Source organism: Streptomyces sp. NPDC085460 (assembly GCF_044541975.1).
In the GTDB taxonomy this organism is placed as follows: domain Bacteria; phylum Actinomycetota; class Actinomycetes; order Streptomycetales; family Streptomycetaceae; genus Streptomyces.
Genome location: NZ_JBITTO010000001.1, coordinates 781,515 through 802,137 on the forward strand (window position 1 = coordinate 781,515; position 20,623 = coordinate 802,137).

At 74.1% G+C, this 20,623-nt stretch carries 18 protein-coding genes; 8 read left to right on the forward strand and 10 right to left on the reverse strand.

Annotated features, from left to right (window positions below):
• Window positions 1-15: 15 nt before the first annotated feature.
• Window positions 16-1,929, forward strand: coding sequence for a cation acetate symporter (locus tag ACIGHB_RS03330; RefSeq protein WP_399909125.1), 1,914 nt, complete (start codon window positions 16-18; stop codon window positions 1,927-1,929).
• Window positions 1,926-3,137 (forward strand): histidine kinase, encoded by a 1,212-nt coding sequence (locus ACIGHB_RS03335; RefSeq protein WP_399909127.1) that lies wholly within the window; start codon window positions 1,926-1,928, stop codon window positions 3,135-3,137. Before ACIGHB_RS03330 ends, ACIGHB_RS03335 begins: the two co-directional genes overlap by 4 nt.
• Before the next feature lie 4 nt (window positions 3,138-3,141).
• On the opposite strand, the gene ACIGHB_RS03340 is transcribed toward ACIGHB_RS03335, so the two are convergent.
• The 4 genes from ACIGHB_RS03340 to ACIGHB_RS03355 form a co-directional block, all read right to left on the reverse strand.
• On the reverse strand, window positions 3,142-3,615 hold the full coding sequence (locus tag ACIGHB_RS03340) for a hypothetical protein (protein WP_360321163.1): 474 nt from the start codon (window positions 3,613-3,615) through the stop codon (window positions 3,142-3,144).
• Window positions 3,616-3,708: 93 nt separating this feature from the next.
• Complete coding sequence (locus ACIGHB_RS03345) at window positions 3,709-4,212, reverse strand: hypothetical protein (protein WP_360321160.1); 504 nt, start codon at window positions 4,210-4,212, stop codon at window positions 3,709-3,711.
• Window positions 4,213-4,294: 82 nt separating this feature from the next.
• On the reverse strand, window positions 4,295-4,726 hold the full coding sequence (locus ACIGHB_RS03350; protein WP_360321157.1) for a PaaI family thioesterase: 432 nt from the start codon (window positions 4,724-4,726) through the stop codon (window positions 4,295-4,297).
• Between the two features lie 4 nt (window positions 4,727-4,730).
• Window positions 4,731-5,306 (reverse strand): sigma-70 family RNA polymerase sigma factor, encoded by a 576-nt coding sequence (locus tag ACIGHB_RS03355; protein WP_399909129.1) that lies wholly within the window; start codon window positions 5,304-5,306, stop codon window positions 4,731-4,733.
• 290 nt (window positions 5,307-5,596) lie between these two features.
• On the opposite strand from ACIGHB_RS03355, the gene ACIGHB_RS03360 reads away from it, so the two are divergent.
• The 3 genes from ACIGHB_RS03360 to ACIGHB_RS03370 all read left to right on the forward strand — a co-directional run bounded on the left by ACIGHB_RS03360 (window position 5,597) and on the right by ACIGHB_RS03370 (window position 9,341).
• Complete coding sequence (locus ACIGHB_RS03360; RefSeq protein WP_360321151.1) at window positions 5,597-6,814, forward strand: CapA family protein; 1,218 nt, start codon at window positions 5,597-5,599, stop codon at window positions 6,812-6,814.
• Between the two features lie 99 nt (window positions 6,815-6,913).
• A complete protein-coding gene (locus ACIGHB_RS03365) occupies window positions 6,914-7,792 on the forward strand; it encodes a polysaccharide deacetylase family protein (protein ID WP_399909132.1) in 879 nt (292 codons plus the stop codon).
• Window positions 7,793-8,057: 265 nt separating this feature from the next.
• Complete coding sequence (locus ACIGHB_RS03370) at window positions 8,058-9,341, forward strand: extracellular solute-binding protein (protein WP_360321145.1); 1,284 nt, start codon at window positions 8,058-8,060, stop codon at window positions 9,339-9,341.
• A gap of 108 nt (window positions 9,342-9,449) precedes the next feature.
• Here ACIGHB_RS03370 and ACIGHB_RS03375 read toward each other — a convergent pair whose 3' ends face one another.
• Window positions 9,450-10,112, reverse strand: coding sequence for a class F sortase (locus ACIGHB_RS03375; RefSeq protein ID WP_360321142.1), 663 nt, complete (start codon window positions 10,110-10,112; stop codon window positions 9,450-9,452).
• Window positions 10,113-10,575: 463 nt separating this feature from the next.
• Between ACIGHB_RS03375 and ACIGHB_RS03380 the strand changes: the two genes are divergently transcribed.
• The gene (locus ACIGHB_RS03380; RefSeq protein WP_360321139.1) at window positions 10,576-11,061 is read left to right on the forward strand and encodes a hypothetical protein; all 486 of its coding nucleotides are present in this window, start codon (window positions 10,576-10,578) and stop codon (window positions 11,059-11,061) included.
• A 167-nt stretch (window positions 11,062-11,228) separates the two neighbouring features.
• Here the strand turns inward: ACIGHB_RS03380 and ACIGHB_RS03385 are convergent, their stop codons facing one another.
• The 3 genes from ACIGHB_RS03385 to ACIGHB_RS03395 all read right to left on the reverse strand — a co-directional run bounded on the left by ACIGHB_RS03385 (window position 11,229) and on the right by ACIGHB_RS03395 (window position 13,460).
• Entirely contained in the window at window positions 11,229-11,789 is a 561-nt protein-coding gene (locus tag ACIGHB_RS03385) for a hypothetical protein (protein WP_399909135.1), read from the reverse strand.
• Window positions 11,790-11,953: 164 nt separating this feature from the next.
• Window positions 11,954-12,718, reverse strand: a complete 765-nt coding sequence (locus ACIGHB_RS03390) for a hypothetical protein (protein WP_360321133.1) — start codon at window positions 12,716-12,718, stop codon at window positions 11,954-11,956.
• Between the two features lie 70 nt (window positions 12,719-12,788).
• Window positions 12,789-13,460: a hypothetical protein gene (locus tag ACIGHB_RS03395; RefSeq protein ID WP_399909137.1), complete on the reverse strand. Its 672-nt coding sequence runs from the start codon at window positions 13,458-13,460 to the stop codon at window positions 12,789-12,791.
• 520 nt (window positions 13,461-13,980) lie between these two features.
• Here ACIGHB_RS03395 and ACIGHB_RS03400 point away from each other — a divergent pair.
• Together ACIGHB_RS03400 and ACIGHB_RS03405 are read left to right on the forward strand one after the other, a co-directional pair.
• Window positions 13,981-14,793, forward strand: a complete 813-nt coding sequence (locus ACIGHB_RS03400) for an SAM-dependent methyltransferase (RefSeq protein WP_399909139.1) — start codon at window positions 13,981-13,983, stop codon at window positions 14,791-14,793.
• Window positions 14,790-17,003: a putative bifunctional diguanylate cyclase/phosphodiesterase gene (locus ACIGHB_RS03405; protein WP_399909141.1), complete on the forward strand. Its 2,214-nt coding sequence runs from the start codon at window positions 14,790-14,792 to the stop codon at window positions 17,001-17,003. The genes ACIGHB_RS03400 and ACIGHB_RS03405 overlap by 4 nt, the downstream gene beginning before the upstream one ends.
• Before the next feature lie 151 nt (window positions 17,004-17,154).
• Here the strand turns inward: ACIGHB_RS03405 and ACIGHB_RS03410 are convergent, their stop codons facing one another.
• Together ACIGHB_RS03410 and ACIGHB_RS03415 are read right to left on the reverse strand one after the other, a co-directional pair.
• Window positions 17,155-19,332 carry a hypothetical protein gene (locus ACIGHB_RS03410; protein WP_399909143.1) on the reverse strand — a complete coding sequence of 726 codons (2,178 nt, stop codon included), beginning with the start codon at window positions 19,330-19,332 and terminating at the stop codon, window positions 17,155-17,157.
• A 52-nt stretch (window positions 19,333-19,384) separates the two neighbouring features.
• Window positions 19,385-20,623: a cation:proton antiporter gene (locus ACIGHB_RS03415; protein ID WP_360319156.1), complete on the reverse strand. Its 1,239-nt coding sequence runs from the start codon at window positions 20,621-20,623 to the stop codon at window positions 19,385-19,387.

The following is a 20,623-nucleotide window of genomic DNA, read 5'->3' on the forward strand; positions in this document are numbered from 1 at the left end:
GGTGGACCGCCCCGCATGAACCAGACCTACGCGGTCGCCGCCGTCACCGCCGTCGTCCTCGCCACCGTCCTCATCGGCGCCCTCGGCCTGCGCGTCTCCCGCACCACCTCCGACTTCTACGTCGCCTCCCGGACCGCCGGGCCCCGGCTCAACGCCGCCGCCATCAGCGGCGAGTACCTCTCCGCCGCCTCCTTCCTCGGCATCGCCGGACTCGTCCTCGTCCAGGGCCCCGCCATGCTCTGGTACCCGGTCGGCTACACCGCCGGCTACCTGGTGCTGCTCGTCCTCGTCGCCGCCCCGCTGCGTCGCTCCGGGGCGTACACCCTCTCCGACTTCGCCGAGGCCAGGCTGGAGTCCCCGCAGGTCCGGCGGCTCGCCAGCCTCTTCGTCGTCGGCATCGGCTGGCTCTACCTGCTGCCGCAGCTCCAGGGAGCCGGGCTGACCCTGGAGATCCTGACCGGGGCACCCGACTGGGTCGGGGGCCTCCTCGTCGCCGTCGTCGTCACCTGCACCGTCGCCGCCGGCGGCATGCGCAGCATCACCTTCGTCCAGGCGTTCCAGTACTGGCTGAAACTCACCGCCCTGCTGGTCCCGGCCTTCTTCCTGGTGACCGCCTGGTACGGCGACGGCGCGCCCCGGGCCCGCTTCGACGCGCCGGCCGTGCTCCGCGAGCACACCGTCGTCCGGGTCGCCGACACGGTACGCGTCGGGCTCGACGCCCCGCTGACGGTCACCGTCACGGGCACCGTCGACGCCGTCCGGTACGAGGAGCGGGCCGTGACCCTCGGCCCCGGCACCCACCACGTCTCCGGCGGCGCCGTGCTCGCCCTTCCGCCGGGCGCCCCGGTCCCCGAGCGGCGCGCCGACGGCACCGAGCCGCTCGGCTGGTCCCAGCCGCTCGCGGGCGGGCGCGACGGGCACCAGCTGTACGCCACGTACGGGCTGATCCTCGCCACCTTTCTCGGCACCATGGGCCTGCCGCACGTCGCCGTCCGCTTCTACACCAGCCCCAACGGCCGGGCGGCCCGCCGCACCACCCTCGTCGTCCTCGGACTTGTCGGCGTCTTCTACCTGCTGCCGGGGGTGTACGGGGCGCTCGGGCGGATCTACGCCCCCGAGCTCGCCCTTACCGGTTCCGCCGACGCCGCCGTGCTCGTCCTTCCCGACCGGATCGTCGGCGGCGCGCTCGGCGACGTCCTCGGCGCCTTCCTCGCCGGCGGCGCCTTCGCCGCCTTCCTCTCCACCGCCTCGGGGCTCACCATGTCCGTCGCCGGCGTCCTCGCCCAGGACGTGCTGCCCTCCCGCGCGGTGCGGCACTTCCGGCTGGCCACCCTGCTCGCCGGTGCCGTTCCGCTCGCGGTGGGCTTCGCCGCCTCGAAGGTGCCGGTCGCCGACGCGGTCGGGCTCGCCTTCGCCGTCTCCGCCTCCTCCTTCTGCCCGCTGCTCGTCCTCGGCATCTGGTGGCGGCGGCTGACCCCGCCGGGGGCGGCCGCGGGGCTCCTCCTCGGCGGCGGCTCCGCGCTCGCCGCGGTGATGGCCACCCGGGCCGGACTCGCCCCGGCGGGCTGGCCGCACACCCTGATGGCCTGGCCCGCCGTCTGGTCCGTCCCGCTGGGCTTCCTCACCATGGTGCTGGTCTCGCTCGCCACCCCGCGCAGCGTCCCGCCCGGCACGGCGTCGACCCTCGCCCGCCTCCACCTGCCGGAGGAGTTCACCGCCCCCGAGGCATTCACCGCCCCCGAGAAGTTCAGCGCTCCCGGGAAATCCACCGCGCCCGAGGAGTCCTCCGGCCGAGGGGAGGCCACCGGCCCGGGGGAGTCCCCCGGCCCAGGAGAGGCCACCGGCCCGGGCAAGCACACGGTCCCCGGCCCGGGCAAGCACACGGTCCCCGGCCCTGCCCCCGCCCCCGCCCAGGAGCCCCGCCGGTGAGCGGCATCGTCCTGGCCGCGGCCGGTGCCGCCGGCACCGTGCTGCTCGCCGCCGGCGTCGTCCTCGGCCGGATCACCGCCCGGCACGGCGACCGCTCCGCCGACCTCGACCTCGGCACCCCCGTCGAACGCGCCACCTTCCACACCCTGCACACCGCCTCGCTCGCCGCCCCGCCGCTGCGTGCCGGACTGACCGAGGAGACCGCCCGGAGGGCGGCCCGTCCGCTCCGCTCGCTCCTCGGGACGGAGGCGCTCTGCCTCACCGACGGTTCGGCCGTCCTCGCCTGGGACGGCCCCGGCGAGGCGCACCACCACGCGGGCGTGCCCGAGCTGGCGGCGGCGACCCTGGAGACCGGCCGCAGCCGCTCCGCGCCCACCGGGTGCGACGATCCCGGCTGCGCGCTGCGGTGGGCGGTGACCGCCCCGCTCACCGGCGAGGAGGGCGTGCTCGGCGCGCTCGTCGCCTACGGGCCCCGGGAGTCGGCGGTGCTGGTCCGGGCCGCGACCGAGGTGGCGCGCTGGGTCTCGGTCCAGCTGGAGCTGGCCGAGCTGGACCGCTCCCGGACCCGGATGGTGGAGGCGGAGATCCGCGCGCTGCGCGCCCAGATCTCCCCGCACTTCATCTTCAACTCCCTCGCCGCGATCGCCTCGTTCGTCCGGACCGACCCCGAGCGGGCCCGGGACCTGCTCCTGGAGTTCGCCGACTTCACCCGCTACTCCTTCCGCCGGCACGGCGAGTTCGCCCAGCTGGCCGATGAACTCCGGGCGATCGAGCAGTACTTGGCGCTGGCCGACGCCCGCTTCGGCGACCGGCTCAAGGTGACGCTCCAGATCGCCCCCGAGGTGCTGCCGGTCGCGCTGCCGTTCCTCTGCCTCCAGCCGCTGGTGGAGAACGCGGTCAAGCACGGGCTCCAGGACCGCGAGCGGGGCTGCCGGGTGACGATCGCCGCGCGGGACGCCGGTTCCGAGGCGGTGGTGACCGTCGAGGACGACGGCGTCGGCATGGACCCCGAACGGCTGCGGGCGGTGCTGCGCGGCGAGCACCCGGGCGGCTCCGGCATCGGCCTGTCCAATGTGGACGAGCGGCTGCGTCAGGTGTACGGGGAGGAGTACGGCCTGGTCATCGAGACCGGCGTCGGCGCCGGCCTGAAGGTGACCGCGCGCTTCCCCAAGTACCGTCCCGGGGTGCACCCTTCGCCCGCGCGCTGACCGGTCAGGAGAGCCAGACGGCGAGGTGGGCGAGGGGCAGGCCGAGCTGCCAGGCGGGCAGCCAGGTCCGGGCCGTCTCGTCCACCAGGACGCCCGTCGCGGCGGCCGGCAGGCCGTCCAGGTCCGCCGCGTGCACCCAGGTCTCCCGCAGCGCCCGCCAGGTGTCCCGGGCGAGCGCCAGGTCGGCTCCGTCGGGGTCCTCGGCCTCCTCCGCGGCGAGCCGCTCCTCCACCCACTCCGGCCATCCCGCCTCGTACGCGGTGAGGTGCAGCCACTCGTCGGCCCCGGGATCTCCGGAGAGATGGACCGTGAGGGCCAGCGCGCGCACGGAGGCGCGGTGCTCCAGCGAGCCGGGCTCGGCCAGCCCCGCCGCGGTCAGGTACTGGTCGGACAGGTACTCGGCGCACAGCCAGGCCATCGGGACGGCCAGACCCCCGCCGCTCCTGCGGCCGGCGCCGTTCGTGCTCTCGGGCGACAACGTTCCCACCTTCTCCGGACGTCGGGGACCCGCGGTTCTCGGGACCCGGAGCAGAGCCTCCTCCGCTCGGGGCGTCCGCGTGGACCGCTTTGCTCAACTCGCCGGTGTGGTTTCGGATACGTTCCCCGGCCGGATCGGTGCCGATGGGGCCGACGGGACGGAGGGTGCGGAAGGGGCGGGGGAGGGGCGGCGGCGGAGGAGCGAGGCGAGCGCGGTGACGGCGACGACGAGCGCGAGGGACCGCAGGGGCAGGACCGCGCCGAAGGAGTCGTCGATCCCGTCGATCCCGTTCCAGACGGCGGTGATCCATCCCGCGCTCCCCACCAGCACCATCGCCCCCACCTTCCGCTCCCCGCTCAGCCGCATGCCGGCCCAGAGCACCAGCGGCATGACCAGGGAGGTGTTGAGCAGCGCGGTGGTGAAGACCTGAGCGGTGCCGTAGCCGGTGGGCGCGCCCAGCGTGGCGGACGCCTGCCCGACGAGCGCGAACCGGAGCGTGTCGGAGAGCACGACGTGGGCCGCGCCGACGGCGAGCGCGCTGACGACGGCGCCCTTGACCAGGCGGGGCAGGGCGGGGGTATGAGGTCGTGAAGCCATGCCCGCGACTATACGCACGGTGTATACATGGAGTGTATAGACCCCCGGACCTTCGCGCCGTACACGGCGGCGCGAAGGGGGGTCAGCCCAGCAGGGCGTAGACCGCGGTGGCGTGGGCGGCCGGTTCGGCGGTTCCCTCCGCGGTCATCGTGATGTCGGCGAAGGCCATGCGCCTGCCCAGCTTGGTGAGGCGGGCGCGGATCAGGACGTCGGCGCCGAGGACCGCCCGCTGGAAGCTGGTGGACTGCTGGACCGTCGTCATGGGGACGAAGCCGCCGCGGGCCGCCGAGACGGCGATCACCGTGGCGGTGTCGGCGGCGGCCATCAGGGCCTGGCCGGAGATCCCGCCGCCCTCGCGCGCCAGCCGGTCGGACCAGGGGAGCCGGAGGACGGCCTCGTGGCCGTCGACCGAGTCGACCGTGAGCCCCAGGTCGAGGACCCAGGGGGCGAAGTTGTCGGCGAGGATCTTCTCGGCGGCGGCGGGCGTAAGCGCCGCGGTGTCAGGGAGCGTCACGGCGTCATTGTGCGGCGGCGGTCCGGGGCCGGGCAATGGCGCCGCGGCGCGGCCGGTAGCCGGGCAGTGAGCGGCCGAGCTGCCGAAGGGCGTAGTGGGAACGGGACTTGACCGTGCCGGCCGGGATCCCGAGGTCCACGGCGGCCTCGTTGACGGTGAGCCCGTGGAAGTAGAGCCGGACCAGCACCGCCCGGTGCTCCGGGCTCAGCTCCCGTACCGCCGCCCGGACGTCCAGCGCGGCCTCGGCCGACTCCGTGGCGTCCGAGGGGTCGGGGGTCACCGCGAGCACCCCGTCGCCGATCTCGGCGGGCCGGGCGAGCCGGGACCGGCGGGCGTCGATGGCGAGCCGGCGGGCCACGGTGAAGAGCCAGGGCCGGATCGAGGCGTACGCGCCGCTGAACGCCTCGGGGTGGAGCCAGGCCCGGACCAGGGTCTCCTGGGCGAGGTCCTCGGCGCGCTGGCGGTCGCCGTACGTCAGCCCCAGGAGGAAGGAGAGCAGGGCGGGGCCGTGCTCCCGCTGGAGTTCCTGCAGCGTCCGCTCGTCGGTCGTCCCTGCCGCCGCCATCGTCGCCGTCGTCATGAGTGCCACCCTTCCCCGCCCGCTCAGCGGTTCGTCGTCCGCGCCGTATACGAACGCATCCGGGCGGAAGGGGACAGGGAACGGACAGCGGTCTGCGACGAACGGTCGTAACGAGCGGCGAATGGCACGGCGAGCGGTCGCGTGCGGGGCGAGCGGCGGCCCGGCGGGGGCCGTACGTCCGATTCGGTGGGGTTCGCCGCCCGGCCCGGCCGGGTCCCTTGACTGCGGCGCTCCCGAGGGATGAATTCGGCAGATCAGATGTTCTTCCTATGATCGGGGTGGTTGTCGTCATGACCGCAGACACCGGACCGGCACGCGCCAGACTCGTCCGGGCCGGCTCCGCCGTCCTCGCGGGTTCCCTGCTCGCCGTCGTCGCCGCGTGCGGCCAGGGCGGTCCCGACGGCGGCGTCCGCTCGCCCGGCGGTTCGCCCGGCGGCTCCACGGCGCCCCGGCCCGCCGCGCCGGCGCCCAAGCCGGCCGGCTTCACCCTGGTGGCCTCCGGCGACGTACTGCCGCACGACTCGATCATCCGCCGCGCCGCCGCCGACGCGGGCGAGGGCGGCTACGACTTCCGCCCCATGTTCGCCGGGGCGAAACGTATCGCCTCCCGCGCCGACCTCGCGATCTGCCACATGGAGACGGTGTACGGGGAGAACGGCGGGCCCTACACCGGCTATCCCTCCTTCAAGTCCCCGCCCGAGGTCGCCACCGCGCTGAAGGCCACCGGCTACGACTCCTGCTCCACCGCCTCCAACCACACCCTCGACGACGGCGCGGCCGGCCTCGGCCGCACCCTCGACGCCCTCGACGCGGCCGGCGTGAAGCACGCCGGCTCCGCCCGCACCGCCGCCGAGGCCGCCCGCCCCACCCTGCTCAAGGCAGGCGGCGCCACCGTCGCCCAGCTCGCCTACACCTACGACACCAACGGCTATCCGCTGCCGGCCGGACAGCCCTGGGCGGTGAACCTCCTCGACGAGGACAAGGTCATCGCCGACGCCCGGGCCGCCCGCGCCGCCGGCGCCGACGTCGTCGTGGTCAGCGTCCACTGGGGCTCCGAGTGGGAGACCGCGCCCGACGAGCGCCAGCTCTCGCTCGCCCGCTCGCTCACCGCCTCCCGCACCGCAGGCCGTCCCGACATCGACCTGATCATCGGCACACACGCCCACGTCCCCCAGGCGTATGAGAAGGTCAACGGCACCTGGGTGATCTACGGCATGGGCGACCAGATCGCCGGCGACATGATCAACCATCAGGGCGTCTTCGACCCGCGCGGCAACCAGAGCAGCATCGGCCGCTTCACCTTCGCCCCGCCGAAGAAGGCCGGCGGACGCTGGGAGGTCACCCGGGCCGAGTTCCTTCCGCAGTGGTTCGACACCGCGCGCGGCCGGATCGTGGACCTGACCGCCACCGACGGCTCCGACCCCCGCCACGCGGAGATCCGCGAGACGATCCGCCAGGTCGTGCTCGGCAGGGGCGCCGACAAGGACGGTCTGAAACTCGGCTCGTGAGGCGCCGGCCCGGCGCTCCGCTGGACCCAACGGGTGCAATCGGGGGGCCGCCCGGTGTCGTTCAGGGACCCGGGCCCCTCCCCGTACGAACCATTGGTCATGAAAAACGATCAGCTGACCACGGGGCGGAGGTCGGTGCTGCGTCTGGCCGCCGCCCTCGGCGCCACCGTCGCGGCGGGCGCCTTCGCCCTCGACCGCATCACGACCGGCGAGGGCACCGGCGGAGGCACCGGAACCGCCGCCGCGCCCCCGGGGCCGCCCGGCGCCGGAGGCCCCGCCGCCGGGCCGCCCGCCTCCTCGCCCCGGCTGCGCCCCTCCGCGTACCGGCTCCAGCCCATGACCGCGTACGCCCCCGCCGCCCGGCCCCGGGCCCTCCCCCCGGTCCGGCAGCGGCCCTTCCTCTCGCTCACCGGGGTCGGCCGCTCCATGGTGCTCACCTTCGACGACGGCCCCGACCCCCGCTACACCCCCGCCATCCTGGCCACCCTGCGCCGGCACGGCTGCCGGGCGATGTTCTTCGTCTGCGGCGAGATGGCGGTGGAGAACCAGGACCTGCTCCGGGAGATGGCCGACGACGGGCACGTGGTCGGCAACCACTCCTGGTCCCATCCGCTCGTGCCAAAACTGCGGCCCTCCCGCATCCGCGACGAACTCGGCTCCACCAGCGAGGTGGTGGAACGCGTGCTGGGCACCGCGCCGCTCTGGTACCGGGCCCCCTACGGCGCCTGGAACCGGCACTCCTTCGAGATCGGCGCCGAACTGGGCATGGAACCGCTCGCCTGGTCCGTGGACACCCTCGACTGGAAGGAGCCCGGCACCGGCACCATCGTCCGCAGGGTCCTCGACGGCGCGGGGGACGGCGTCATCGTCCTCTCCCACGACGCCGGCGGGGACCGCTCCCAGAGCGTCGCCGCACTCGGCCGCTACCTGCCCGCGCTCCTCGACGCCGGCTACACGATCACCGTGCCGCGCCGCTGACGGCGCCGACCGGGCCGGGGCGGGAGGTCTCGCGGGCCCGCGCGCGATGTTCCGGTCCGCGAACACCGGGACCGCCCGGACCGGGTCCCCGCGCGCCCGCCCCGGGACCGGCCCCGGTGCGGTCCGGACCAACGCCTGGTCGAAGACACCAGGCTCGCGCGGTGGGGTTGGAGCAAGGGCCACAACCTGTCGGCGGAGGGCGCCAGATGCCCTGAGCCAGGGCAGAATTCCGGACGCACTGTCCAAAAGCAAATGAGGAACATCCGTGCGACCAAGACTCTCCGGCGCGTCCGCCTGCGTGGCCGCACTCGGCCTGCTGGGCTCTCTCGTCACCGCCTGCGGCTCCTCCGAGGACGGCGACGGGACGACGCTGCGCCTGGTGGCCGCCGAGTACGGCACCAGCCCGGCGACCAGCTCCCGGGCCTACTGGGACAAGCTGACCGCCGCCTTCGCCGCCGCCCACCCCGGCGCGAAGGTCGAGGTGACGCTGTACCCGTGGGACGACGTCGACCGCGAGGTCACCCGCATGGTCGAGGAGGGACACGCCCCGGACGTGGCCCTGATGGGCGCCTACTCCGACTTCGCGGCGCAGGGCCGCCTCTACGCGGCCCGGGAGCTGCTCTCGGTCAGGGCCGAGGCCAACTTCCTGCCGCCGCTCGCCGAAGCGGGCACGGTCGGGACCACCCTGTACGGTCTGCCGTTCGTGGCCAGCAGCCGGCTGCTCTTCTACAACGAGACGCTGTTCGACAAGGCCGGCGCGAAGCCGCCCCGGACCTGGTCCGGCCTCAAGAGCGCGGCCGGCAAGCTGAAGGAGGAGGGCGTGCCGTACCCGTACGCCTTGCCGCTGGGCCCCGAGGAGGCACACGCCGAGGCCCTGATCTGGGAGCTGAGCAACGGGGGCGGGTACGCGGACAGTTACGGCGACTACAGCATCGCGTCCGAGAAGAACGCCCAGACCTTCCGCTGGATCAAGGACAACCTGGTCGCGCCCGGCCTGACCGGTCCGGTCACGCCGGGCGAGCTCAACCGGCGGGACGCCTTCGCCGCCTTCCTGCGCGGCGAGGTGGGCATGCTCAACGGCTATCCCTCGCTGCTGCACGAGGCCAGGGCCAAGGGCATCAAGGTCGGCACGATCGCCATGCCGGTCTCCGACACGCTGGAAGAGGGACAGGCGCCGCCGGCGGCGGGCGTCGCCGACTGGATGATGGCCTTCAAGCGGGACGGCAACCGCGAACTGGTCGGTTCCTTCCTGGAGTTCGTCTACGAGGACAAGAACCTCAACGAGTTCGCCGGCCGCTACCACCTGCTGCCCTCGACGGTCTCGGCGAACCTGGAGACCGAGAACGCGGCGGCGGACCCCAGCGCCACCCAGTTCCTCGACGCCCTGCGCGGCGCCGAGCTGTATCCCGTCAACGAACCGTCGTGGCTCCAGGTCAGCAACACGATCAAGCGGAACATCGGCAAGGCCGTCGCACCCTCCGCCGATCCCCAGGTCGTCCTGGAGGACATCGCCCGTGACGTCCGGGAGATGACGAAGCAGGCGGGGTAGGTTCACCCGGCTCCGCCGTCACTCGTCCCCCGTCGCCGACCGGCGGCGCCCGCGCGCGGAACGGGCCCCGGACGTCCCCGGGGCCCGCTCCGAGCGTCACCGAACGGGTCAGCGGGAGCCGACCATCCGCGCGTAGACGACGACGTTCCCGGCGTACCCCTTCGCCCGGGTGTAGCCGCCGCCGCAGGTGATGACCCGCAGCTCCGGGTGGCCGGTGTCGCCGTAGACCTGCGGCCCGGGGAAGTCCTCCTTGGAGTAGACCTCGATGCCGTAGATCTCGAAGACCGCCACCCGTCCGTCGTACCGCTCGACCTCGACGTGCTGGCCCTTCTCCAGCGAGCCGAGGCCGTAGAAGACCGCCGGGCCGCTGTTGTTGTCGACGTGCCCGACGACCACCGCGGTGCCGCGCTGGCCGGGCGCGATGCCGTTCTGGTACCAGCCGGCCATGTTGGCGTCCTGCGGGGGAGGGGCCGCCACCCAGCCCTCCGGGTCCAGCCCCACGTCCATCACCGGCGCCGCGACGTCGATCGCCGGGATGCGGATCCGCGAGGCGGGTGCGAAGGGCAGCGGCTGGAGTCCCGCGGACGCCTCCGCGGGCGGCGGGACGACCGGACGGGCCACCGGACGGGCCGCGGCGGCCGGCTGCGGCGGACCTCCCGCGACGTCCACGCCGTTGCGCATCATCGCGAGTCCGGACAGCATGGCGAGGGCCAGGACGCCCCAGGGTTGACGTCTCCTGCGCTCAGGGACGCGGAAGTCCTTCGGGGGCATGGTTCTCCCTTCGTGGCGACGTGTGAACGGTAAGGGCGCCTCCGCGCGCCTGCGCTCCGGGCGGCCCGAACGGGTAGCCCGGAGCGGCCGTACGGGTGGCGCCGGGCCGACCGGACGCCGCCGGGCCGACCGGACGCCGCCGGGCCGACCGGACGCCGCCGGGCCGCGCACCCTGGCCGACGACCCGTCAGATGCCGTCCGCGCGGTGCCTCTCCGGCCCGCTGCTCGCCCCGGGTGACCGCGCGCTGACCCATCCGAGTACTCGTCGGACAATCATTTCGCACGCCCCTGACCTGCGGTTGTGGTGTCCCGCGCAACTCGATCGGCGGCATCGGCGCTCACCGGACCGGCCCAGTGTCGAGGTGCAGGGACCAGTCCGACTTGTGATGGTTCGTCATGGAAGGCGTACTCGTCGAATCTCCCGGAGCACCGCTTCGGGGCGTCTTCCACTGGAGGTTCAACCATGCGTGCTGCACGCACTCTGGCGGTGACCGCCACCGCGTTCGCGGCGGTTGCTCTGGCCGCGCCCCTCTCCCACGCCACCCGTGGCCCCAGCGACGTCTCCGTCAACCCCCAGGACGTCCACGCGGGGTCGACGATCACCATCACCGCCAGGGGCTGCGGCCACGGCGGCACGGTCACGTCCAACGCGTTCCCGGAGACCAACCTCTCGGTCAACTCGAACGGCCTCTCCAGCGCGATCGCCCGGGTCTACAACAACGCCACCCCCGGCAACTACAACCTGGCCGTCAGGTGCAGCGACAACTCCCGGGTCGTCACGCACCCGTTCCGCGTGCTCGCGGGCCGCGGCGCCCAGGGCGGTCTCGGCGGTTCGCTGGCGCCCAGCTCCACCGAGATGGCCGTCGGCGGCAGCCTGGTCGCCGCCGCGGCGCTCGGCGGCGGTGTCTTCGTCCTCCGTCGCCGCCGCATGACCGGCACGGGTGCCTGACCGGCCGAACCTCCCGGTCGGCCCACCGTGCCCGCCGCCCCCGTGTCCCGGACAGGGACCCGGGGGCGGCGGGCTGTCCGCCCCCGGGGCGGGGAACCGGGCCGGTGGGTACCGGGATCCGGTGGGTACCGGGATCCGGTGGGAACCGGGATCCGGTGGGAACCGGGTCAGTGTCGGCGGGAAGAGGCGCGGCGGCGGATCGCGTACACCGAGCCGGCCGTCGCCGCGAGCACCAGCGCCGTACCGGCCGCCAGCTTCCCGGACTCCAGACCGCTCTGCGAACCGCCGAGACCGCCCCGCACCCCGCGCGGGGCCAGCAGCACCGTCGAGCTGATCGTCGGGGTCGCCGCGGCCACCCCGCTGATCGTCAGGTCGACGCTGTCCTGCACCCCGCCCGAGCAGTTGAACGCCACCGTGTACGCCGCGCCGCGGCGGGCGTCCGTGTCCACGGTGGCGGTGACCGACGAACCCGGCGGGATCTGGACGGTGTCGAAGATGCCCGCCGTCGCCGTCGCCGTACTGGCGCAGCCGGGGGCGCTGAGCGTCACCCGCCCGCCGGGGGCGACGAGCGACGGCGAGACGACGAAATCGCCCGGGGCCTTCGCACCCCGCACCCGCGGGTTCGGCGCGGGCGCACCGTCGGCCGCGTGGACGACGGTGACGGGGGCGGCCAGGGCGAGGGTGGCCGCCCCCAGCAGGGCGGTGGAAGCGGCACGTATCGCGCGCATGGTGATTCCTCCGGGTCCCGAGGGCCGGCCGCGGCGGTCTGGCCGCGAGAAGCCTGCGTACACCTCGTTGCCCGAAACGCTAGGAGCGCACTACCACAGCCGCGATCCCAGACGTGCGAATGGGGCACGCGTGTCCCCCGGGCGGCCCAGCCCCGCCCTCCGGGTCACTCCGTGACCTGCGGGAACAGGTCGGTGAACGGCGCGTCGGTGGCGGCGAGGCCGCGCCCGTACGGGGCGTCGAAGTCCCAGATGAGGAAGAGCAGGAAGGCGATCAGCGCGCTGTAGAGGCCCGCGAGCAGCACCTCGCGGCCGGTGCGCCGGATCTGGAGCGTGAAGATCAGCCCCACCGAGACCAGGGCGCCGATGATCAGGCCGAACCAGACGACGCCGGGCATCGTCTCCCCGGCGCTCTGGCCGCGGGCGCCGCGGGCGTCGTCGGCGACCATCACCTGGTCGACCAGCGGCTGGTACGCCTGCCCCTCGAAGTCGTTGGCGGGCTGGTAGTCGGTGACGCTGCGGCGCACCTTGCCGAGCAGGGCGTCGCCCTCCTCGGTGAGTTCGCCCTCCTCGGCCATGTGGGCGAACTCCTCGTGGACCACGTAGGAGACGTACGCGTCGACGTCCGCGCGGATCCGCGCGCGGACCGCCTCCGGGTAGACCTCGACCCGCTCGGAGATCTCGTGCATCGCCTGCGCCTCCTGGCGCACCACCTCCTGGGCGGCGCCGCGCGCCTCCCAGACGCCGGCGATGGCGAGGCCGAGGACGATGGCGTAGATCACGCCGATCATCATCGTCATGTACTCGATGACGTCGGGGGTCTCGTTCGGGTCGTCGTCCTCGGGGATCCGGCGCTGGTTGATGACGACGATGGCCAGGACGACGCCGCAGGCGGCGGCCATCGCCAGGGTCAGGACGAGCCATTCGGACATGGTGGTTCGGACTTCCTCACGGAGTGGGGAGCTCGGGGAGAGCTCGGGGTTCGAGTGGCGCGGGGCCGGGTCAGCGGGAGCGCGGACGCAGCACGGCGGTGGCGAGCACGGCGGGCGCGACGAGCAGGAGCATCGTGGTGACGGGTGACCGGTTGCTCTTCGGCTGGGGCCGGGAGGTCCGCTGGTAGTGCGGGAGCGCGACCGGGGCCGCCGCGGGCGCGGGACGCGGCGCCGCCGCCGTCGGTGCGGGCGGCGGGGCCGGGGGAGCGGGGGCCGGCGGGTCCCCGGGCGCCGGGGTCACGGGCGCGGGGGACGGCGGGGCCGGGGCCGGGCGCGGTGCCGGGGTGGCGGCGGGCGGCGGCGGTACGGGAACCGGAACGGGCACGACGGGGGCGGGGGCGGGCAGCTGGGGCGGCGCGGGGCGGGCCGGCGGGGACGGGCGCTCCGGCAGCGTCGGCACGGCCGGCGGCTCCTGGGGCGGCGGCGGCAGCGGGGGCAGCGAGGGACGGGGCGGTTCGAACGGGGGCGGGGCGGGCTTCGGTTCGGGCTTCGGCCCGGGTTTCGGCCCGGGTTTGGGCTTGCACGCGTCCGGGCCGATGACCGCCACCGAGGTGTGCGAGCCGTCCGGCGCGGACGTGGCGTAGGCGCAGGAGTCGGCGGCCGCCGGCGCGGGTGAGGCGAGCAGCCACACCAGCGCGGCGGCGGCCAGTGACCGCGCGAGGGGTGATCCGTACAGAGACACGCCGACGACTTGAACACGTGGACGCCGAACCGGGGCCCGAATGCCGTGGGATTCGCCGGATGGTGGGGATCTTGTGTCGCGCGGTTTGACGTTTCTCCGCCGGCGGCCCCGAATCACCGTGGTGGAACGGGGCGGAATAGGCCGACGGGCGTCACTCCGGGGCCCGTTCGGAAGAACTGTCCGGTTGTCGCCCCGCCGATGCCCAATCCCTCCGGTGCGGCCCGGTGCCGCGCGCGGCACCGCACGGGCCGACCGCCGAGGTGCGGGCGGGTACGGCGGGCGCGTGGCCCCCGTGACAAGCGGGGCCGGAGAGCCGACGCACGCTCATATGCACGTGAAGGTGCACGGCCTGAAGGCGTGAAGTCTCCGTTCGGACCGCACGTGCCAAAGGCGTGTGACCAAGAACGGATCGCGAATTTCCGTTTCCACTCGCTCTCTCGGCGGGCGATCAGTAGCCTCACCTCGAACACGGCCGCGAACACCGGGCCGCATCCCCCATGGCGACTTGTTGGAGACATTGATGGAGCGTCCCGCCTGGGCTCCGCCGGGTATCGACATCTCGGTACCCAGCGTGTCCCGTATGTACGACTTCTATCTGGGCGGCTCGCACAACTTCGAAGTCGACCGGGAAGCGGCCCGCAAGGCCATGGAGTTCCTGCCGGGCCTCCCCAAGATCATGCAGGCGAACCGGGCCTTCATGCGCCGCGCCGTCCGCTTCGCCGTCGACAACGACGTCACCCAGTTCCTCGACATCGGCTCCGGCATACCGACCTTCGGCAACGTGCACGAGGTCGCCCAGGCCGCCGACCCCGCCGCCCGGATCGTCTACGTCGACCACGACCCCGTCGCCGTCGCCCACAGCCGGGCCGTCCTGGAAGGCGTCGACGGAGCCGCCGTCGTCCCCGCCGACCTCCGCAAGCCGGCCGACATCCTGCGCAGCCCCGAGGTCACCGGCCTGCTCGACCTCGACCGCCCGGTCGCCCTGCTCCTCGTCGCCGTCCTGCACTTCCTGGAGGACGCCGACCGCCCGCACGAGGCCGTCACCGAACTCCTCGACGCGCTCGCCCCCGGCAGCCTCCTGGTCGTCACCCACGCCTCGTACGAGGGCATCCCCGTCGACCAGGAGCGGGCCGGCGGCACCGTCGAGGTGTACCGCTCCACCCGCAACCCCCTGGTGATGCGCTCCCGGGAGGAGATCGCCCGCTTCTTCGACGGCACCGCCCTCGTCGAGCCGGGCGTCGTCTCCATGCCGCTGTGGCGGCCGGACAACCCGGCCGAGGAGGAGGACCCGTACGCGTTCTCCGGCTTCGCGGGTGTGGGGCGCAAGGCGTGAAGGTGCCGTCGCAGCCGTCCGGGAACGTCGCGGAAGCCGACGGCCCGGAGGACAGACTCAGGCGGTTCGTCACCATCTGGGGCCGGGCCATCTTCCCGGTGACCGCCACCTCCCTCACCCGCACCGAGTTCGAGGGCCACCTCCTCCCGCTCGCCCGCCTGCTGTGCGACGCGCTGCTCGCCCGGCCCTTCGACACCGGCCCCGGCCAGCGGGCCGGCGCCGGCCTGGTCGACGCGCACTGCACCGACCCGGACGCGCTCGGCCGCAGCCTCGGCGTCGTCGACGCCTACCTCGTCCTCTACTGCGGTACGGACCCCGAGCTCACCGCCGAGGAACTGCGCGCCCGCTGCGCGCGCCTCCAGCACGCCATGGCCACCGGCTACGCCCAGGCCCTGCGCGAGCGGACCCGCGCCGAGCAGGAGGCCATCGCCCGCTCCGCGCTCTCCGCCCGCAGCGCCGCCGAGATCGCCCTGCACGCCACGGAGAGCCGCTTCCGGGCCGTCTTCGACGGCGCCGCCATCGGCATCGGCATCGCCGACCTCGACGGGCACATCGTCGAGATCAACGACACCATGACCCGCATGTTCGGCGGCGTCGAGGCCCACGTCCGCAGCCGCAACGTCAGCGAGTGGGTCCACCCCGAGGACGGGCCGCACGTCTGGCGGCTCTACGAGGAGCTGGTGCGCGGCGAACGCGAGCAGTACCGGGTGGAGAAGCCGTACTACCGGGGCGACGGCACGGTCCTGTGGACCAACCTCACCGTCTCGCTGCTCCGCGACGCCGAGGGCCGGCCCCAGTACCAGCTGGCGCTCATGGAGGACATCACCGAACGGCGCCTGCTCCACCTGCGGCTGCGGTACGAGGCCACCCACGACGCCCTCACCGGGCTGCCCAACCGGACGCTGTTCTTCGAGCGCCTGGAGAAGGCCCTCGCGCCCGGTGCGTCGGGCGCCGCCGGTGCTTCCGGTGCTTCCGGTGCTTCGGGGGAGAACTCCCGTTTCGGTCTCTGCTACCTGGACCTCGACGGCTTCAAGGCCATCAACGACAGCCTCGGCCACTCCGTCGGCGACCGCCTCCTCGTCGAGGTCGCCGACCGGCTCCAGGCGTGCGCCACCGGCCCCGGCGAGATGGTCGCCCGGCTCGGCGGCGACGAGTTCGTCGCCCTCACCACCGGCACCGGTGGCGAACGGGACGCCACCGCGCTCGCCGACCGCATCCTCGCCGCCCTCGCCACCCCCGTCGGCGTCGACGGACGCGAACTCACCGTCCGCGGCAGCCTCGGCGTCGTCGAGGGCCCGGCCGGCGAACGGACCGCCGCCGAGGTGCTGCGCAGCGCCGACATCACCATGTACCGGGCCAAGTCCGCGGGCGGCAACCGCTTCGAGCTCGCCGACCCCGAGGCCGACGCCCGCGCCATCACCCGGCACGGCCTCACCACCGCCCTGCCGACCGCCCTGGAGCGCGGCGAGTTCTTCATCGAGTACCAGCCGCTCGTCCACCTCGACGACGGCAGCGTCCACGGCGCCGAGGCCCTCGTCCGCTGGAGCCACCCCCAGCACGGCGTCCTCGGGCCCGACCGCTTCATCCCGCTCGCCGAGGACACCGGGCTGATCGTGCCGCTCGGCCGCTGGGTGCTCCAGGAGGCCGTCCGGCAGGCCCGCTCCTGGCAGCTCGACAACCCCGGCACCGGCACCCCGCTCCGCGTCAACGTCAACCTGTCCCCGACCCAGCTCCACCACCCCCGGCTGGTCGCCGACACCGTCGACGTCCTCGAACGCGCCGGCCTCGCGCCCGGCGCGCTCTGCCTGGAGGTCACCGAATCCGCCCTGATCGGCGCCGACGAGGACCTCCTCAAGCCGCTGCGCCAACTCGCGGAGATGGGCGTCGACATCGCCCTCGACGACTTCGGCACCGGCTACTCCAACCTGGCCAACCTGCGCCGCCTCCCGGTCAGCGTCCTCAAGCTCGACCGCTCCTTCACCCGGGGCATGCAGCAGCACCCCGTGGACCCGGTCGACCTGAAGATCGTCGAGGGCATCGTCTCGCTGGCCCACAGCCTCGAACTCGCCGTCACCGTCGAAGGAGTCGAGACCGCGGCCCAGGCCGAACGCCTCCGCGAGCTCGGCTGCGACACCGCCCAGGGCTGGTACTACGCCCGCCCCGGCGCCCCGGACCGCATCCACTCGCTGGTCCTGGCCGACGCCGTGTGAGCCCGAGCGGACACGCGTGTGGGCCCGGTCCTCCTGAGGACCGGGCCCACACGGGTGAAGCGCGAGGGGGCGAGGAAAGCGAAGGGACTATGTCATCAGGAGTATGAGAAGGAAGCCCCTTCATGGCCTCGCCCCGGAACGACCGTAGCACTCAGGCGGGGACCAGGTCGCGCAGATTTTCCGGCGTCACCACCCGGGAACCCGGAGCCAGCCCCTCGGGCCGGGCGAGACCGAGGTACGTCACCGGCTCCTCCGGCACCGCGCCGCCGGACCACTCCGTCACCTCGGCCCCCGACTCCCGCAGCAGCTCCACGACATGACGAACCGTCACCGGCGTGCGCTCGACCGCACCGCGCAACAGCACCGCCATCGACACCCGGTGCTCCTCGACCCGGTTGGCCGACGGCGTGCCCCGCAGACACAGGTGGAGCCAGTGCGCGTGCCAGCGCCCCTCCTCGTCCCGCCGGAACGCCACCGGCAGCGCCACCCGCCCCGGCCCGCGCAGCTCGGACTTCATCCGCACCGTCCGCGGCTCGAACGGACGCCCGCCCTGCTCGCCCTCGCGCAGCATGTACCCGAAGAAGGACTCGGCGACCTCCTCGAAGTTCTCGCCCGCGTACACGTGCACGTGCGGCACCACGAACGTGCCGCGCACCGCGCCGAGCCGCAGCTCGATGAACTCCGAAGCACCGTCCGGGGCCGCGGTCACGTCCCCGGAGTGCCGGCCCTCCACCGTGGTCAGCTCCGTGTACGACAGCCAGGAGACCGTCGCGTACCGCTCGTCGAGGATCAGCGCCGACAGGTCCAGGTCGGTCGTGCGCCGCGCCTCCTTCCAGTACATGAAGAACCGCAGCAGCTCCCCCTCGACCGCCGAGACCGAACCGCGCGGCAGCACCCCGAACCCTCCCGACGACGCCCGCCCGCTCAGCGGCAGCGCCACGTCCAGGATCGCCGGGTCGACCAGCACGCGGCCGGCCGCGGGAAGCCGCCGCCGGGTCTCCCCGTCGAGCAGCGCGAGCAGCCGCCGCTGCGCCTCCCTCGGCAGGTCCCGGCGGGTGTCCGCCGTCACCCACGCGCTGCCGTCCCGGTTCACGAACAGCCGCCGGGGCGCGCCCGACCGGTCGTGCCGGTTCAGCAGGTGTTCCCGCACCGACAGCACCACCCGGCCCGCCACCCGCGACGCGGACCGCTCCGCCGCCGCCAGCACCGCCTCCCGCGCCGTCTCGTCCGCCGCCGTGCGCAGCAGCCGGTCGAGCGCCCGGAACAGCCGCCCGGGCGCGGCCGACGCCAGCAGTTCCGCCGCGCCCGGTACGTCGTCACCGGCGAGCAGCGCCTCCACCCGGGAGTCCAGCGACGGCGCCCGCAGCTCGCCCCGGGCGACCGCGAACACCTCGGCCGCGTGCGGCCACGCCGGGTACTCGTGCGGATGCAGCCGCTCCCCGAGCCGCTTCCACGCCTCCCGGTGCGGCCCGACGTCGGCCAGCTTCGCGGGAGCCGCCGCCACCACCGCGTCCAGGCCCGCGAGCAGCGCCCGCCGCAGCGGCCGGGACAGCGCGCGGAAGCGGGTCCGCTCGCGCAGCGTCACATCGCCGTCCGACAGCGCGCAGGCGAGCCGCAGCACATCCGTCACGGTGTCGAGCAGCGGCGTCGCGCCCGCCCGCAGCCGGGCCCTGTTGACCACGGCCCGGATCTCCCGGACCGGGATCTCCGCGGGCTGCGGCCCGTCCGCGCAGTGCGCGGCGAGCACGGCCAGATCGGCCAGGTGCTCGTCGCCCAGCGGCGTCACGGACCCCGCCAGGGACCGGTACAGGGCGCCGATCTCCTCCTCGAAGGGCCCGCCGAGGTGCAGGACGGTCAGCCGGTCGGAGCTCGCGGGCGTCAACTCGGCGTGCGCCGCGAGCAGTTCCTCGTACGAATGCTGGTACCGGCCGTACGCGGGCAGCGTCAGCAGGTTCAGGACCCCGGCGCTCAGCTGCGCCTCGACCTCCTCCCGGGCCTCGGGGTCCTCCAGCGCCTTCAGGACGCACGACAGCCAGAACTCACGGGTCTCGGGGACGTTGTGGGGGAAGTCGATGAAGTACGCGTTGTGCCGCACATGGTCGCCGACCCGCTCGCGGACCGCCTCCAGCGCCCACCGGGCGAGCTCGTCGACGGTCTCCGCGGACCGCCCGGACAGCTCCCTCAGCAGCGGGCCGGCGAGGGCGAACCCCGCCGTCCGCAGCACGGCGTCGAACCGCAGGGCGGCGGCGGATCCTTCCCCGGCGGGGCCGGCGGGGAAGGGGAGACGGAGGGTGTGCCGGACGAGCAGACGTTCGAGAGCGTGGTCCATCCCGTGATGCTCGCAGCCCGCCCGACCCGTCCGCACGCGGATTTCGGGCGCCTCAGCCGTCGTGCCGCACGGGCTCGGCCAGCGGCAGCCGCTCCGCCGCGGGCCCCGGGTCCGGCTCCGCGCCCCGGCGGCCGCGCCGGGCCGTCACCCAGGTCGCGACGGGCTCGGTGTAGCGGGCGGTGAGCGGGCCGACGACGACCAGGAGGAGGACGTACGCGGTGGCCAGCGGGCCCAGAGAGGGCTCGATCCCGGCGGAGACGGCCAGGCCCGCGATGACGATGGAGAACTCGCCGCGGGCGACCAGCGTTCCGCCGGCCCGCCAGGCGCCCTTCGGGGAGATCCCGTTGCGCCGCGCCGCCCAGTAACCGGTGGCGATCTTCGTACCGGCGGTGACGACGGCCAGCGCGAGCGCGGGCAGCAGCACCGGCGGGATGCTCGCCGGGTCGGTGTGCAGCCCGAAGAAGACGAAGAACACGGCGGCGAACAGGTCCCGCAGCGGGCTCAGCAGATGGTGCGCGCCCTCCGCGACCTCCCCGGACAGCGCGATCCCGACGAGGAACGCGCCGACCGCCGCCGAAACCTGGAGCTGCTGCGCGATGCCCGCCACGAGCAGCGTGAGACCCAGCACCACGAGGAGCAGCTTCTCCGGGTCGTCGCTCGAGACGAAGCGCGAGATCACCCGCCCGTACCGCACGGCGACGAACAGCACGAGCCCGGCGACGCCGAGCGCGATCGCGAGCGTGGCACTGCCGGCGGCGAGCCCGGCGCCGGCGAGCAGCGCGGTCACGATCGGCAGGTACACCGCCATCGCCAGGTCCTCCAGGACCAGGATGCTCAGCACCACCGGCGTCTCCCGGTTGCCGAGCCGCCCCAGGTCCCCGAGCACCTTGGCGATGACCCCGGACGACGAGATCCAGGTGACCCCGGCCAGTACCACCGCCGCCACCGGCCCCCACCCGAGCATCAGCGCCATCGCCGCCCCGGGCAGCGCGTTCAGCGCCCCGTCGACCAGACCGGCCGGATACTGCGTCTTCAGATTGGTGACCAGATCGGTCGCCGTGTACTCCAGACCGAGCATCAGGAGCAGCAGGATGACCCCGATCTCGGCCCCGATGGCGACGAACTCCTCACTCGCCCCCAGCGGCAGCAGCCCCCCTTCCCCGAACGCGAGCCCGGCCAGCAGATACAGGGGTATGGGCGAGAACTTCAGCCGCCCGGCCATCCGGCCGAGCAGCCCGAGACCGAGGATGATCGCTCCGAACTCGATGAGGAAGACGGCGGACGAATGCAC